The organism is Bacillus sp. FSL W8-1202 (assembly GCF_038006165.1).
Taxonomy (GTDB): domain Bacteria; phylum Bacillota; class Bacilli; order Bacillales; family Bacillaceae; genus Bacillus; species Bacillus subtilis.
In genome coordinates, this window is sequence record NZ_JBBOUR010000001.1 from 1843580 (window position 1) to 1859148 (window position 15569).

Genomic DNA, 15569 nt, shown 5'->3' on the forward strand with positions numbered 1-15569 from the left:
TTTTTAACAGCTTTTAAGTTTTATGCATTTCTCTGAGCATTGGATTCATGTAGTCGCTAGCTGATTCTAGGTAAGCTCTTGTCAAAGTGTCTAATTTGTTTCTAATTTTAGAAAAGCCTTCTTCATATTGTTCCTCAGATGAATGTTGGATAAAGACTATTGCTTCTTGGTATCTTTTTAATATGTTTTTGACCATTGGAGTTGGATTATTTTGATGAATTGTTTTTATTGCTGCGATTGTTAAATTAATTTGTTTTATTAATTCTTTTCTTACTGTCAAGGTGATGCTCCTTTTAAATTTCTATTCCATTTGAGAGTTGCTATATCTGTTTAATGGTTTGATAGACTACTCATCTTTATAATTTAGAGCAATTTTTACAACTTGTTCCGCTGTGTAATCTTCATTGCTCCAGAAAATTAAATCACTTGATGCCGGATGAGGAACATTTTTCTCTAATAAATCGAGATATTCACTGACTTTCTCATCATCTAATGTTGGGTTCATTTACAAGAAAGATCAACTCTTCTTTTGTCAGTTTATCCATTGTTTACCCTCCAATAGATTGTATCTACATTGATTTTCCAAATGACTTTATTTCTTCTGGTAATGTTATAGGTTGTTTGCATATTGATAGATAATTGTCTTGAGAAAAGTTAGCCTCATTATAGAGTTTATTAATTGTATTTATAATCAATATATTCATATGGAAAACCTCTAAAATTTCTTTATTTTAGATTGGTTTATAAAAAATAGCTCAGCAGAGTAGGGCTGAGCCATTTTTTAATTATAGACCGAGGTAACTAATTACAAATTCTTTATCATCCTCATCTTCAGGCAAAATACCAAGGTTTTTATATTCCCATATTGCGATTCTTTCGTATCCATCTAATTCTGAGGCTAAAATATCATCATAATTATAATCTAATTGGAATTCTCCGCTACGATCCAATGTTAGTGTAAGGTTAGTCCAAACATCATCGTTATTATTTCTGTGTTCAGTTCTTAATTCTTCAAAAAGTTCTCTTAGTTCTCTTAACAACATCTTGAAAATATCCTTGCTTACGTTGTAATGGCTAGGTATATCTTGTGAATAAATAATTTGATTATTTTCTGGTGTTCTGAAGTGAAAAAGAACCATTGTGGAATCATCTAATACTTCTGCATAAAGATATATCTTTGTCCATTCACCAGGTATGATGTCATTGAGTTTCTCTCCAATAAGTTGATACAAATCTTGCATCTTCCTAGTTTCCATTCTTTTAACCCCCAGGCTGATTTTTAATAGAGACGCTTATTTCTTTTCTGCTCCCAATTTTGTAGGTTACATCGAAATATGATGGTCTAAGTGAATCCCCAGAATAGACTGGTTCTATTTGAACTGCTACTTTTTTAGGTGGTTTTTTGCTTAGAGCTTTTGCCCACTCCTGCTCCATCTCATACCATTTCCCGCCACTCCTATTAATCTGAGAATTCATCGGCACGATATTGTCGAACTGGCCTGAGCCTTTGAATTGGGTGGCGATTAAATGGCCGCCGTCATCGTCGGGCTTTCGGTCTTGGGGCTTTCCAGCATTCGTCTGTGCATATTGGTTTCGTTTTGCTTCTCCCAGCTGCAAGTCTGCTTTGACACTTGTAATTCTACCATAGTTGTCAGTCGTGTATGTGTAGCCTTCTTTTGTTTTGTAGATGACATTCGGCTTCAGTACTTTCTTTCTGCTCCATCTTGCGAAATGCTCGCCGTATTTGACGGTTACCGGCGGTACATGTGGCGCTGGAGTTCGTTTTCCGCTTGATGACGTTCCGTATGGTTTCGGAAGAATGACCTTGGCGAATTTTTGCAGTCCCTCTTTAAGTGTGACCCCGTTGACCGCGTTGTAAGGAACGCCCGCCGGCACTAAGTCGTGACGCGGATGATACGGGAGAATATCAGCTAGAGTGAGATCTCCGGTTTGATTTAATTTGGTTTTGACGTGTTTTTTTGATACTTCTATGCCTGTGTTTACTTTTTGTTTGATGTGATCAACGGTTTGTTTTGAGACTGTTATGGCTTTTTTGGCTGTTGCAGATTTGCTTGCTGCTGTTTTGACTTTCGCCGTCACTTTGGCGGCTGTGCCAGTTTTTGAGACGGCGCCAACACCTTTTGTGCCGACAATTGATGTGACAACAGTGCCAACCGCATATGACACCCATCTTGCTCTTGAGTAGGTGTCACCATTCACCATGTCTTTTTGATACGATTCTTCGATTGCCGCTGAAATGGCTTCATACGTTTTGATCGGGTGAGCCATCGCTCCCGTAATCGCTTCAACGGTTCCGCCCGGATCTGTGACCATATCCCACAGGCCTACGACCGCGTCTTTCCCGGAATCATAAAGGCCGACGGCAACCCCTTTGAAGCCTGCTTCAAGTTCACGCGTGTTTTCGATTTGGGTGAAGTATCTCTGTTGTTCTGCTGTCAGATTTTTATAGCCGATCGTTTTTGCCATTTCGTAGAATTCATCGGCATCCGCATAATCGTAGTTTTTCAGTCTTTCTTTTAATTTTTCAATCTCGCGTTCCTTCGCTTCCTCTTTTTTAATCTTCAAGTAAGCCTCAGTCCGCGTTTCAATGTCGCCTTTTTTCTTATGTATGTCGCTCTCACGGTAAGCCTTGGCGTTGTAGTGGATGGGTGTGGCGTTTTTGCCTTTGCCCGTTGCTTCTTGGAGCTTTTGGAAGTCGGATTTGATGAATTGTTCGTTTGGTTCTGACAGGGCGTATTCTGTCTTCAGGTCTTCGTCCAAGGCGTCCAATTTTTCCAGTGTTTTTTTGCGTTTGTCGTTGGCATCTGCCAGCTCGTCTTTGAAGGTTTCTGTTGAAAACAGGTCGAGCGGGAGGATGTCGTCGATATCGTTTAAGATATCTTTCATCGCTTTTTTCTGTTCGGACATGATGGATTTTGATTTTTTATTGGCATTTGCCAGTTCGTGCTCCAGGAAGGATTCTTCGATGTATGCGTCTGAGAGGCCTTTGTCTTCGGCGGCTCCGGCGATGCTGTTGAAAAATGCGATTTTCATGTCGATGTAGTCGATCCATTGGTCGGTGACGCCGAAGTGGTCGTGATAGAAGGCTTTGATGTTGCTGGCGCCTTTTCCTGAAAATTCGCTGTCACTGAGATCAGATACGCTTTTTAACGCTTTTCTCAAATTTACCATTTGCGTTCTTAGTTCTTTATACTCTTTTGCACGGTCTGTCGCTTCCGAAAGCAGTGTTTTCGCTTCAAATACTTTCATGACCATTTCCCTTCTTTTGTTCACTCAATATCAAAATTTTACCACGGGGTGGGATGAGGGTGGGGTGAGAACGTGTTTTGGTGGAAAAATGAGTCATTTGGCATGTGTCTAAGTACACGGTTTTGATATGATGATGATAGATCAATTAAAAGGGGAAGAGCTCATTTGGATAAAGATTTCTTAATCATAAAGATCAAGGATATTCAAAAAGGCGACACGCTAACGAACCGCGCCTGCGGGAACTGGGATATGAAATTGTCCAGAGCAAAAGAATGTAAACTGGCAATTGTTGTTCGGAGCGGTGTGATTTTAAATGTTTACAAGATCGTTGACGCTTGGGAATCAGATGAACCCGCCAAGCTCACTAAAACGAATAATAGAGTTCGGTTTCAATTGGCAGAGTGCCGTGACTATTCTTATATGATTGGCGGTACGCTGAAAACGAAAACGCAAAATCCGGTTTCGAGTCTATCCTTAGAAACCTTAATGGAACTAGTAAAATAAAAGGAGCCCGGCATGTATCTCTATAAAGTAAACAGCCAAAACCAAATCGAAGATATTCGCGAGAAACCGTTTAAAAAAGAAAAAGAGATTCAGGATTTATGTGAAATCAATCTTCAGCGGATGTTGGGGCTCAGGTTTGTGAAATCTGAATTCAGGATCAGCAATTTCCGCATTGATACGTTAGCGTTTGATGATGAGACAAATGCTTTCGTGATTATCGAGTATAAAAATACGAAAAACTTCAGTGTTGTTGACCAGGGCTACGCCTACTTAGCGGCAATGCTCAATCATAAAGCAGATTTCATTCTTGAGTACAATGAGAATCATGATCTTCCGTTAAAGCGGGATGATGTGGATTGGTCGCAGTCGAAGGTCATTTTTATTTCACCTGTTTTTACGGTGTATCAAAAGCAATCCATCCATTTTAAAGACCTGCCAATTGAATTATGGGAGATTAAAAGGTACGAAAATGATCTGATCCAGTTGAATCAAATGAAGGCTGATGGCGTCTCCGAGTCGATTAAGACCATTTCGCAGCAAAGTGAGACCATTCAAGAGGTTAGCAAAGAAATAAAAGTGTTTACTGAAGAGGATCACCTTGCAGATAAGCCGTTTGACATCATAGAGCTTTATCAGAAGCTAAAGGAATTCATTTTTAATTTGGACGATCATATTTCAATCAAACCGACCAAGCTTTATATTGCGTTTACATCTAGTAAGCGAAACTTCGTTGATATTCTACTTTTAAAAAGCGGACTTAAGGTGTGGGTGAATATGAAAAAGGGAGAATTGCATGATCCCGAGGAGAAAATGCGCGATGTCTCTGAGACCGGTCACTGGGGAAATGGAGACTATGAGATTTTCATAAAAGATGACGAACACATTGAATATATTATGGGGTTGATCAAACAATCCTATGAGAAAAATAAGTGAGAACTTCCATTGAGAAGTTCTTTTTTATTGTGGCATAGCTAAAGAAGAATTCATTTCAGTCTCTTTCTGCCTATGTAAAAATCAAATGTACAAACCTACAAAAGACCTATAAAATAAGAAAGCTACCATGAGAGAGCAGAAGGGTGAGAAGAGACAATGAGTTATAAATTGGGTGCGCTGCTTTTATCTATTTTATTCCTATTATCGGCGTGTTCTGATAGCGGAGCTTCTGATAAGGATCAGGAAAAGCAAGCAGTGAAGAAAGCGAGCGTTGCGATGCTGACGGAGCAGGAAGTAAAATCAGCTTTGAAAAACGATATAGATTCGATCTTCAATGCATTTGATAAAGCGGGAACAGAAAACGGCTGGAGCACGGCGAATAAGGCTGATTTCAGCAAGCTGCGGTCTAGTCTGTTGCCTTATGCAACAGAGACGTTTGCAGATCAGACCTTAAAGGATTTGGCTGGGGAGTACTTTTGCGAGTGTGATGCTCCTTTTCAACCCGGCACTGATTTTGATGTGCGTTTTACATATGAACAGAACAAGAATAAGATAGATTCTACATCAATAGATCCGGCAACAGAATTAAACAACATGGGCACGTTATGGACGTTTGAATTGGTGAAGGAAGATGGCGATTGGAAGATCAACAAATGGGACAGCAAGTCGCTTCAAGGGGATGATATCAAGCTGACAAAAGAAGAAGCGAAAACGATTCTGTCTAGAAACGGTGAAACGGCGGAATTTGTGAAGTCCTATGAATCGAAGGCTGCCGGCGGAACAGCTTATCTTTTCAATGTGAAAAGTTCAAATGGGGAAAGACAGGCGGCGATCAGCTCAAAGGATACCAGTATAGTGAGTGATAATGAAGACGAGACTGAGGCTCCGGAGCAAGAAAAAGTTCAAACGGCTGAGGAAACCGAGTCATCAGATAACGCGGATACACAGAGCAGTGAGCAGGAAAAGAGAAACACAAAAGCAGATTATGCTGCCAAATTGTCAGCGACAGAACAGAAAGAAAAGCACAATGACTATCAAAGTGATTATCAGATGATTGAGGATTACGGTTACAATTATCAAATGTGGGACGGATTGCTGAACGAGATATACGGCGTGCTGCAAAAACAGCTTCCTGCTTCAGACATGGCGGCATTAAAAGTGAAACAGCGCCAATGGATAAAGGATAGGGATGCTGCGGCCCAGAAACGATATGATGAGGAGGGCGGCGGTTCATTATCCCGAGTCGTCCAAACGGAAGAGCTTGCCAAACAGACGAAAGAGCGCTGTTACGAGCTCGTGAATACGTATATGAAATAAGATTGATATGGACCCTTGCATAAAGGGTTCTTTTTTACGAAGAAAACAAATTGACAGGATGAAAAAACAATTTCTTCCTTCTGTATTGTTTTCAAAATTTGGGATTGATAGAATATGACATATCTCATAGAGAAGGAGGGAAGCCGTTGAGTCAAGCCATACCGTCTTCGCGTGTGGGTGTTAAGATTAATGAATGGTATAAAATGATTCGCCAGTTCAGTGTTCCGGATGCTGAGGTTCTGAAAGCGGAGGTGGAGCAGGACATTCAGCAAATGGAAGAAGACCAGGATTTGCTGATCTATTATTCTCTGATGTGTTTTCGGCACCAGCTGATGCTGGATTATTTGGAGCCGGGACAGCCTTACGGGAATCGCCCTACAGTGACAGAACTTTTGGAAACAATTGAGACCCCTCAGAAAAAACTCACAGGCCTTTTGAAATATTACTCTTTGTTTTTCCGCGGCATGTATGAATTTGACCAAAAAGAATATGTGGAAGCGATCGGGTATTATCGCGAGGCGGAGAAAGAACTGCCGTTTGTGTCAGATGAAATTGAGAAAGCGGAATTCCATTTTAAAGTGGCCGAAGCGTATTATCACATGAAGCAAACCCATGTGTCGATGCATCATATTCTTCAAGCCTTAGACATTTATCAAAACCATCCCTTATACAGCATTAGAACGATACAAAGCTTGTTTGTGATCGCCGGCAACTATGATGATTTCAAACATTATGATAAAGCGCTCCCGCATTTAGAAAAGGCGCTGGAATTGGCCATGGACATTCAAAATGACAGGTTTATCGCCATTTCTCTATTGAACATCGCGAACAGCTATGACAGATCAGGAGACGATCAGATGGCTGTAGAACATTTCCAAAAAGCGGCGAAAGTAAGCAGAGAGAAAGTGCCTGATCTGCTTCCGAAAGTCTTGTTTGGATTAAGCTGGACATTATGTAAAGCGGGCCAAACACAGAAGGCGTTTCAGTTCATAGAGGAAGGATTAGACCATATCACAGCACGTTCTCACAAATTTTATAAAGAATTGTTTCTGTTCTTGCAGGCCGTGTACAAGGAGACTGTTGATGAACGAAAAATTCATGATCTTTTAAGCTATTTCGAAAAAAAGAACCTGCACGCTTACATTGAAGCATGTGCCCGGAGTGCTGCCGCTGTTTTTGAAAGCAGCTGTCACTTTGAACAAGCCGCTGCGTTTTATCGGAAAGTGCTGAAAGCCCAAGAAGATATTCTAAAAGGAGAGTGTTTATATGCCTATTAAGAAAAAAGTGATGATGTGCCTGGCTGTTACTCTAGTTTTCGGAAGCATGTCGTTTCCAACCCTGACAAACTCCGGCGGATTTAAGGAATCAACAGATCGAAATACGACGTATATCGATCATTCCCCTTACAAACTCAGTGATCAGAAGAAAGCCCTTAGCTAGGGCTTTTTCTTGCTTTACGGAAGACGTTCCATTTTCCACATCGCGGCATTCCTTCTATTTCTAACGCAAGACACTCGAAACAACCAAACCATTTGAGGTATAATGGATAAAGTGAATAACAGTATTTAGATTGATATATATGAAAGAGAGTGGAACATCATGGGCCGTAAGTGGAACAATATTAAAGAGAAGAAGGCGTCTAAGGACGCAAATACGAGTCGGATTTATGCGAAGTTTGGCCGTGAGATTTATGTGGCGGCGAAACAGGGCGAGCCTGATCCGGAATCCAACCAGGCGCTGAAGGTTGTGCTTGAGCGTGCGAAGACTTACAGCGTGCCGAAAAACATCATTGAACGTGCGATCGAGAAGGCGAAGGGCGGAGCGGAAGAGAATTACGATGAGCTTCGTTATGAGGGCTTCGGGCCGAACGGATCAATGATTATCGTTGATGCGCTGACGAATAATGTAAACCGTACGGCGCCGGAAGTGCGTGCGGCGTTCGGGAAAAACGGCGGAAACATGGGTGTGAGCGGATCTGTTGCTTACATGTTTGACGCGACGGCTGTAATCGGTGTGGAAGGCAAAACTGCTGACGAAGCGCTTGAAATCTTGATGGAAGCGGATGTTGATGTACGTGACATTTTAGAAGAGGATGACAGCGTGATCGTATATGCTGAGCCTGATCAATTCCATGCGGTGCAAGAGGCGTTTAAAAACGCGGGTGTCGAGGAATTTACAGTAGCGGAGCTGACAATGCTTGCGCAAAGTGAAGTAACGCTTCCGGATGATGCAAAGGAACAGTTTGAAAAATTGATTGATGCATTAGAAGATTTGGAAGATGTTCAGCAGGTATATCATAACGTTGATTTAGGTGAGTAAGGAGTGAGCAGGCTGTTATGGCCTGCTTTTTTTGTCCTGGAAATTGTTTTAGCTGTATGTAGGCGGCCGCCTATACGATCTATAAGATATTCTCATACTCTGGACTGTAACCTATGTGAAGGAGAGAGTGAATATGACTGATACAAGACATATGTATGGCGGACCTGGTTTTGGTCATTATCAGGGCTTTGGTATTGGCCACCCGGGCTATGGCATGCAAAGCACAGGCTATCCGGGCTATGACATGTATGGAGGCCACCCGGGCTATGGCATGCAAAGCACAGGCTATCCGGGCTATGGCATGCAAAGCACAGGCTATCCGGGCTATGACATGTATGGAGGCTACCCGGGCTATGGCATGCAAGGCTACCCAGATCACGGCATACATGGAGAAGTCGGCGGCTATCCGGGATATGGTGGGTACGGCGGTTACCCAAGCGGCGGCTATGGAGGCTCTCCGGGAGCTGGAAGCTATCCGAGCATGCACCATGAAAATGATGGACATCACCACTATTATCACCATCATCATGATGGAAAAGATAATCTTCATCACCATCATCATGATGGAAAAGATAATCTTCATCACCATCATCACCATGTTGGAAAGGATAATCATCACCATCATCATGATGGTCATTATGGCCACCATCACCACCATATGGGCCACTGGGGAAAAGACGGTTATAAATAAAGAAGATGATGATAAAAAGAGGACACTCTTGCAGATCAAGAGTGTTTTTTTAGCTTTTTTCTTGACTGTTCAGTCTGGAAACTGGTAACATTTGTTTCAGGAGGTGATCGTCTTTTGGGGAGGAATAAAGAATTTGATACGGCGCTTGTTCTTCACAGGGCGATAGAGGTTTTTGGAGAGTATGGCTACGAAGGAACGTCTCTTCAGGATCTGCTCTCTCATTTAGGCATTGCGCGCCAAAGTTTGTATGATACGTATGGCACGAAGCGTGATTTGTTTTTGTCCGCTGTGAAAACGTATCTTGAAGGGAAAAACACTGCCGTTATGGAAAGGCTTGAATCGCCAGGATCTGTAAAGGAAGCCATTCGTAATATTTTTCAAGAAGGTGTCAATGCTTTGAGGGATCCTGAACGGGCGAAGGCGTGCTATATCATTAACAGCGCGATTGAACAGATTCCGCATGACCCTGAGCTTGCCCGGTATTTTGACAGACAATCCAAGCAGCTTGAGGACGCTTTTTATCAGGCGCTTTTAAGGGCGAAGGATCAAGGAGAATTGAATGGCGAAGATACTGATATAACTGCGCTTGCCCGTTACCTGAATCAAAGCAGGCTGTCTCTGACATTTGTTGCGAAAGTGACGGCTGATATGGATCGGCTTCAGAACCATGTTGACGTGAGTTTATCAGTGCTTGATTAACATGTGGTAAAGGATTCTTTGCCCATGTATGTACTTTTTAGACTGAATAGTCTAGAAAGACCTTCGGCGCTTCCGAAGGTCTTCTTATTGAAAAAGCTAAGTCGTGTTTCAGTCATAATCATGCCTCCTGCCTCATACCTATTAAGGTCATTGTTTTTGAGAAAGGAGGAGCCGGAATGAAGGATATGCAGCCGTTTACGCCTGTCAAATCATATACGCCCTTTCACAGCCGTTTTGATCCCTGTCCGCCCATAGGGAAGAAATATTACAGAACGCCCCCTAACCTTTATATGACCTTTCAGCCTGAGCATATGGAGCAGTTTTCGCCGATGGAGGCTTTGAGGAAAGGCACCCTTTGGAAGGATCTCTATGATTTTTATGAAAACCCTTATCGAGGGGGAGACGCACATGGCAAAAAAGGTTGACGCCGAATATTATCGTCAGCTAGAGCAAATACAGGCTGCTGATTTTGTGCTTGTTGAGCTGAGTCTTTATTTAAATACACATCCTCATGATGAGGATGCGCTGAATCAATTCAATCAATATTCCGGCTATTCAAGGCACTTAAAAAGACAGTTCGAATCCTCTTACGGACCGCTTCTGCAGTTCGGCAACAGCCCCGCGGGCAAGGATTGGGATTGGGGAAAAGGGCCATGGCCGTGGCAAGTATAAGGAGGAATGCCTGAATGTGGGTGTATGAAAAGAAGCTGCAATACCCTGTCAAGGTCAGTACGTGCAACCCGACGCTGGCGAAGTATTTGATTGAGCAGTATGGCGGAGCGGACGGCGAGCTGGCCGCAGCTCTCCGGTATTTGAACCAGCGTTATACGATTCCTGATAAGGTCATCGGCCTTTTAACAGATATCGGCACGGAGGAGTTTGCCCATTTGGAAATGATTGCGACCATGGTCTATAAGTTAACAAAAGACGCCACACCGGAGCAGCTGCGTGAAGCTGGGCTTGGCGATCATTACGTCAATCACGACAGCGCGCTTTTTTATCATAATGCGGCGGGCGTGCCGTTTACCGCGAGCTATATCCAAGCGAAGGGCGATCCGATTGCCGATTTATACGAAGATATTGCCGCAGAAGAAAAGGCGCGGGCGACGTATCAATGGCTGATTGATATTTCGGATGATCCTGATTTAAACGATTCCCTGCGTTTTTTGCGTGAGCGTGAAATCGTACACTCTATGCGCTTCAGAGAGGCGGTTGAAATTTTAAAAGAAGAACGGGATAAAAAGAAGATTTTCTAATAGGCAGATTGGCCTCTCTTTCATACACCCTTTTACATACAGAGAAAATGGTCTGTTTTTGCAGTTTGGTCTGCATTATAATCAAGGTGTGTGTGCAAGCTTACTTTTTGATTGGGAGGCCTTTATGTCAGCTTTTAAGATTGAGAACGAAACGATTGCAGATGGATTTTACGCGTGTCCGGCCGTCTATGAGGATGCAGAATCGATTACCGGGTTGCTCGTCCGAACAGCTGAATGGCTCCGGGATCGGGGTTCTAACCAATGGAGCGGACTTCTAAAAGGGCAAGATATACATGATATCACGGGGTCAATTGAAAAGGGACATGTGTTTGTGTTTAAAAAAGATGAAGAGCTTGCGGCTGTCGTGATGCTGCTGCCTGAACCGAGCGAGTGGGACTGGGCGCTTTGGGGAGACGATGGGCATGAGGAGTCCATTTATTTGCATCGCCTCGCAGTAAGCCGCCGGTTTGCGGGACAGGGGCTTGGAGCCCGCGTCCTTCAATGGGCGGAGACGGGCATACACTTTCCGGGAAAAACACGGATCCGGCTTGACTGTGTCGCTGATAACGACGCCCTGCATTCCTTTTATCGGCGTATGGGATATGAATTCATGGGTGCTGATGCGTCCGGATATCATTTGTTTGAGAAAGAGATTACGGCAGAATAAGCGTCCTTTGCAGGGGGCTTTTTTGTCTTTTCTAAAAGGGAGGGCAGGCGATGTTGTGGCCAATTTTATTTGTGACAGGGATTGTGACGGCTTGTCTGTTTGCTGGCGTATCCGTTTTGATGCGGATGAGATTTCCTGACAAAAGTCGGCCGGAATGGATGTTGGCCGGGCTGATCGTCCTTGGTGTGTTTGCGATCTGGTACAGCCTCGTGTATGTACGCGGCTGGGAAGGGGCTGCGCTCGGAATGCTTGGATTCAATGTCATTTTCGGAGCCATTGCCGGATATTTGATCGATAAGGCCATCCGGCGTTACAGGAAAAGATAAGGCTGCTGCCGTCTCTCATCATGTCGAAATTTTCACAGACCGGCAGGAATTTTCTTTCGAAAGGAGAAATACATATTACTTTAAAATGAAAGCGTTTTCCAAAGCGGGAAGGTGATGTTGATGATACACAGTGTGACAAATGGGCTGAATCGTTTTTGTACGTGGGTGATGAGACTGGCCTATTTGAATGTGCTTTGGATTTTGTTTTCTCTTGCAGGCCTGGTTGTGTTTGGGCTGATGCCCGCTACTGCCGCGATGTTTACAGTGGCGAGAGAATGGGCGAAGGGGAATACAGATGCCCCGGTGTTTTCTGTCTTTTTTCGGGCGTTTAAAAAGGAATGGCGGGCATCACAGATCCTCGGGCTTATCGTTGTGACGGCTGCCCTGTTTCTGTTTGCGGATATGCGGATAGCGGCTCAGATGGACCAGCCTGTGCTCGTCAATGTATTCCTGAGCATTAGTTTGATTTTCGCGTTTGTTGTGCTGTATGTGTTCCCGGTATTTTCTCATTTTGACGTAAAAATCAGAGAGGTGCTGAGCATCAGCTTTTTCATTGCCTTCAGCCGTCCGGCGGTGACGCTTTTGATGGCGGCGGGCGCTGTCGGTGTGCTTTGTCTCGTTCTGTTTCATGTCACGTTTCTATTGTTTTTCAGCGGGAGTTTACTCAGCCTGATCTTAACGAAGCTGTCCTTTAAAGCGTTTCGGTCAATGGATCAGCGGCAGGAGAAAGAAAAGGCGGCATGAAGAAAAGAGTTGCTGGCTGGTACAGGCGGATGAAGATTAAGGATAAGCTGTTTGTGTTTCTATCGTTGATTATGGCCGTATCCTTTCTGTTTGTATACAGCGGGGTCCAGTATGCCTTTCATGTGTATGATGAGCAGATTTACCGCAAGTCCTCGGAGGTGCTTCGGATGTCTTCTGAAAGGATCGAAGACGAGCTGAAGAAGATAGAGGATGTGTCATATGAAATCATTACGGACGAACAGATTCAGCGCATCCTGAGCATGCAAAATCGCGATGATACGTACGATCAGTATCAAATGAAGCAGGAGCTGTGGGATCAGCTGGCGGGATATGCCAGCGATGAAAAGTACATCGATTCCATTCATGTGATTGATGCCCGCGGCTCAGAGTATTCAGCCGGAAGCAGTTCTTCAGATCTTTTGCAGCAGGAGCAGGAAGAGGTATTTAAGCGAGCGAAAGCGAAAAATGGAAGAAATCTTTGGATGACGCTCGGCGGGTCAGATCCTGTCCTGATTTCAGCACGGCAGATCAGGTCCTATCACCAGCTGAGTTTGAACGGCTTGGGCATGGTGCTGATCCAGGTCAATGTAAAACAGATGATTCGTGATGTGCCGAAGGATTGGGGCGATTCAGTCGGAGACATTATGATTGCTGACCAAGGCGGTAATTTGGTGTATACGGCACATGCATCAGCGCATGTTCCTGAGGCAGCAAAAGAGACGCTGAAGCACCCCGGTTATGACTTGATAAAAAAGAATGGCAAACGTTACTTTATTTCTTACCTTCAATCATCCTACCAAAATTGGAGCTACTATAACGTTATCCCCTTTGATCAGATGTTCGCAAAAATTTCCTTTATGAAAACAGTGATCGGCACATGCTTTCTCCTCTTTTTCTGTGTGGTTTTGCTTTTCGGAAGGAAAATCGCCAACAGCATCACGGAGCCGATTGAACAGCTTGTGACCGCGATGAAATCGGTACAGCACGGCGGCATTGAAGCAGGTGTGTCGCTTTCTCTGCCGGAACATACACAGGATGAGGCCGGCATGCTGAACCGTCATTTTACTGTCATGATGAAACGGATTAATGAGCTGATGGAAGAAAATGTGGAAAAACAGCTCATTATTAAAGAAACCGAATTGAAAGCACTGCAAGCCCAGATCAATCCGCATTTTTTATATAACACGCTCGAGTCCATCAATTGGCTGGCCAAGGCGAATCAGCAAAAGCAAATCTCAAAAATGGTGGAATCGCTCGGTTTTCTTCTGCGAAACAGCATACATATGAAAAAGGATATCGTGACCATTCAGGAGGAGGCGGACATTGTACGTCACTATATGACTATTCAGCGATTTCGATTTGAAGAGCGCCTGAATTTCACGTTGGATATTGACGATGATGTGAAGCATTGCCTCATTCCGAAACTAACGCTCCAGCCGCTTGCGGAAAATGCGATTCAATACGCGCTTGAACCCTTTACAAGGCCATGCGCCATCCGGATTCAGGCGAAAAAGACGAAGGGCTGTATCTGTATTACGGTCGAAGATAACGGCCCTGGCATGGATGGACGGATTCTTGAATCAACGGGCGGAAGAGGAATCGGACTGTGGAATATTCGCGAGCGCATCAGCCTGACATTCGGAGAGCCATACGGATTGCGGATTCAGAGTGAGCATGAAAAGGGAACGAGGATTGTGATCACAATACCGTGCCGAAATGAGGTGGTGTGATGTATAAAATACTGCTGGCTGATGATGAGAGGATTATCCTTGATGGAATGGCGGGAATCATTGAGTGGGAGTCGCTTGGCGCCTCATTGATCGGAAAAGCGCAGAACGGACATGAAGCATATGAAAAGATTGTACATAAGCAGCCGCATATCGTCATCACAGACGTCAAAATGCCTGGCATGGACGGGCTTGAGCTGATCAAAAAGGTGTCAGCCGCCAGCCCGTCGGTGCAATTTATCGTCCTGTCCGGGTTTGGAGAGTTTGAGTACGCAAAGGAAGCCATGAAATATGGGGTGAAGCATTATTTGCTGAAACCCTGCAATGAACAGCAGATTATCAGCTCGCTGGAGGAAATCATTGCTGAGCTGAAGCGGCAAGATGTGCACAAAAAGAAAACAGCCCATCTGAAACACGAGCTCGACCATATCCGTTCCTTTGCAGCCGATCAATACTTGGAAGGTTTGATCGCCGGTGTGGCCCAGCTGTCTCCGCCGCCTTCACTTGCCGGAAAAAAGATCCGCCTCTTGATCTTAAAAGGGGAACAATCTATTGATGCCGCAACCAGAGAGGCACTCGGGTCGGCACTGACAGCGGTTTGCAGCAGCGGAGAATGGACCGTACTCGCCGTAGAGGAGAACGCCGCTGAAAAGGTGGCGGAGGTTTTTGCCCGCAAGATGGCCATCAGTCAGGCGGGAGAACTCCGGCACGCGGGGCAGCTGTTTCGTGACACAGCTGAAGCGTCTGGTGACCTGCATGGGAGCGCAGTGATTTCGAAAATGATCAGGCTTATTGCCGACGAGCTCGGAAATCCGAATCTGTCCTTAAAATGGGCGGCGAAGGATATGTTGTTTATGAATCCTGATTATCTCGGGAAATTATTAGGAAACAGGCGAGAAATTTTCCCAATATGTTACACGAGTGCGTCTTGAACATGCGATGAAGCAGATGAAAATGAGGCGGGACGCGAGTGTATCAGAAATTGCTGAAGAAATCGGGTTTGGCGATAATCCGAAGTATTTCAGTCTTGTTTTTAAAAAATATACCGGTCTGACACCGTCAGAATTCAGAAGAAAACAGGGAGGCGCTTCCGCAGGATAGCCATCTCTGTTTTTT

General features: G+C 44.2%; 17 protein-coding genes and 3 pseudogenes. 16 read left to right on the top strand and 4 right to left on the bottom strand.

All coding sequences use genetic code 11. The features are described 5' to 3' along the window. Positions 1 to 13: 13 nt before the first annotated feature. The 4 genes and pseudogenes from NSQ09_RS09560 to yeeF all read right to left on the bottom strand — a co-directional run bounded on the left by NSQ09_RS09560 (position 14) and on the right by yeeF (position 3270). Positions 14 to 280 carry a hypothetical protein gene (locus tag NSQ09_RS09560; RefSeq protein WP_017695620.1) on the bottom strand — a complete coding sequence of 89 codons (267 nt, stop codon included), beginning with the start codon at positions 278 to 280 and terminating at the stop codon, positions 14 to 16. Positions 281 to 346: 66 nt separating this feature from the next. Beyond that, positions 347 to 545: pseudogene (locus tag NSQ09_RS09565) on the bottom strand (bacteriocin immunity protein). Positions 546 to 785: 240 nt separating this feature from the next. Further along, on the bottom strand, positions 786 to 1241 hold the full coding sequence (locus NSQ09_RS09570; RefSeq protein WP_072557181.1) for a TIGR01741 family protein: 456 nt from the start codon (positions 1239 to 1241) through the stop codon (positions 786 to 788). Positions 1242 to 1260: 19 nt separating this feature from the next. Further along, on the bottom strand, positions 1261 to 3270 hold the full coding sequence (gene yeeF / locus NSQ09_RS09575) for an LXG family T7SS effector deoxyribonuclease toxin YeeF (RefSeq protein WP_129137497.1): 2010 nt from the start codon (positions 3268 to 3270) through the stop codon (positions 1261 to 1263). A 165-nt stretch (positions 3271 to 3435) separates the two neighbouring features. Between yeeF and NSQ09_RS09580 the strand changes: the two genes are divergently transcribed. The 16 genes and pseudogenes from NSQ09_RS09580 to yesN all read left to right on the top strand — a co-directional run bounded on the left by NSQ09_RS09580 (position 3436) and on the right by yesN (position 15554). Continuing rightward, entirely contained in the window at positions 3436 to 3774 is a 339-nt protein-coding gene (locus tag NSQ09_RS09580; protein WP_024571793.1) for a hypothetical protein, read from the top strand. A gap of 12 nt (positions 3775 to 3786) precedes the next feature. Continuing rightward, complete coding sequence (locus NSQ09_RS09585; protein WP_024571794.1) at positions 3787 to 4707, top strand: DUF5655 domain-containing protein; 921 nt, start codon at positions 3787 to 3789, stop codon at positions 4705 to 4707. 156 nt (positions 4708 to 4863) lie between these two features. Next, positions 4864 to 6024 carry a lysozyme inhibitor LprI family protein gene (locus NSQ09_RS09590; protein WP_069837347.1) on the top strand — a complete coding sequence of 387 codons (1161 nt, stop codon included), beginning with the start codon at positions 4864 to 4866 and terminating at the stop codon, positions 6022 to 6024. A gap of 146 nt (positions 6025 to 6170) precedes the next feature. Continuing rightward, complete coding sequence (gene rapH / locus NSQ09_RS09595) at positions 6171 to 7301, top strand: response regulator aspartate phosphatase RapH (RefSeq protein ID WP_017695616.1); 1131 nt, start codon at positions 6171 to 6173, stop codon at positions 7299 to 7301. Next, the gene (gene phrH, locus NSQ09_RS09600; protein ID WP_003242557.1) at positions 7291 to 7464 is read left to right on the top strand and encodes a phosphatase RapH inhibitor PhrH; all 174 of its coding nucleotides are present in this window, start codon (positions 7291 to 7293) and stop codon (positions 7462 to 7464) included. The genes rapH and phrH overlap by 11 nt, the downstream gene beginning before the upstream one ends. 159 nt (positions 7465 to 7623) lie before the next feature. After that, positions 7624 to 8343: a YebC/PmpR family DNA-binding transcriptional regulator gene (locus NSQ09_RS09605; protein WP_003233863.1), complete on the top strand. Its 720-nt coding sequence runs from the start codon at positions 7624 to 7626 to the stop codon at positions 8341 to 8343. A 133-nt stretch (positions 8344 to 8476) separates the two neighbouring features. Continuing rightward, positions 8477 to 9034 (top strand): spore coat protein, encoded by a 558-nt coding sequence (locus NSQ09_RS09610; protein ID WP_341031150.1) that lies wholly within the window; start codon positions 8477 to 8479, stop codon positions 9032 to 9034. A 114-nt stretch (positions 9035 to 9148) separates the two neighbouring features. Next, positions 9149 to 9733 (top strand): TetR/AcrR family transcriptional regulator, encoded by a 585-nt coding sequence (locus NSQ09_RS09615; RefSeq protein ID WP_014479093.1) that lies wholly within the window; start codon positions 9149 to 9151, stop codon positions 9731 to 9733. A 176-nt stretch (positions 9734 to 9909) separates the two neighbouring features. Beyond that, the gene (gene cotJA, locus NSQ09_RS09620; protein ID WP_003219489.1) at positions 9910 to 10158 is read left to right on the top strand and encodes a spore coat-associated protein CotJA; all 249 of its coding nucleotides are present in this window, start codon (positions 9910 to 9912) and stop codon (positions 10156 to 10158) included. Beyond that, positions 10142 to 10405, top strand: a complete 264-nt coding sequence (cotJB, locus tag NSQ09_RS09625) for a spore coat protein CotJB (RefSeq protein ID WP_014479095.1) — start codon at positions 10142 to 10144, stop codon at positions 10403 to 10405. Before cotJA ends, cotJB begins: the two co-directional genes overlap by 17 nt. Before the next feature lie 14 nt (positions 10406 to 10419). Beyond that, positions 10420 to 10989 carry a spore coat protein CotJC gene (gene cotJC, locus NSQ09_RS09630; RefSeq protein WP_003233850.1) on the top strand — a complete coding sequence of 190 codons (570 nt, stop codon included), beginning with the start codon at positions 10420 to 10422 and terminating at the stop codon, positions 10987 to 10989. Positions 10990 to 11113: 124 nt separating this feature from the next. Continuing rightward, positions 11114 to 11656, top strand: coding sequence for a GNAT family N-acetyltransferase (locus NSQ09_RS09635; protein WP_033885035.1), 543 nt, complete (start codon positions 11114 to 11116; stop codon positions 11654 to 11656). Positions 11657 to 11678: 22 nt separating this feature from the next. Continuing rightward, positions 11679 to 11982: pseudogene (locus tag NSQ09_RS09640) on the top strand (YesK-like family protein). A gap of 114 nt (positions 11983 to 12096) precedes the next feature. Next, on the top strand, positions 12097 to 12726 hold the full coding sequence (locus NSQ09_RS09645) for a YesL family protein (RefSeq protein WP_103031700.1): 630 nt from the start codon (positions 12097 to 12099) through the stop codon (positions 12724 to 12726). Continuing rightward, on the top strand, positions 12723 to 14456 hold the full coding sequence (gene yesM, locus NSQ09_RS09650; RefSeq protein ID WP_272515677.1) for a two-component system sensor histidine kinase YesM: 1734 nt from the start codon (positions 12723 to 12725) through the stop codon (positions 14454 to 14456). Before NSQ09_RS09645 ends, yesM begins: the two co-directional genes overlap by 4 nt. Next, positions 14456 to 15554 (top strand): annotated as a pseudogene (gene yesN, locus NSQ09_RS09655) (two-component system response regulator YesN). The gene yesM and the pseudogene yesN overlap by 1 nt, the downstream one beginning before the upstream one ends. Positions 15555 to 15569: the final 15 nt, after the last annotated feature.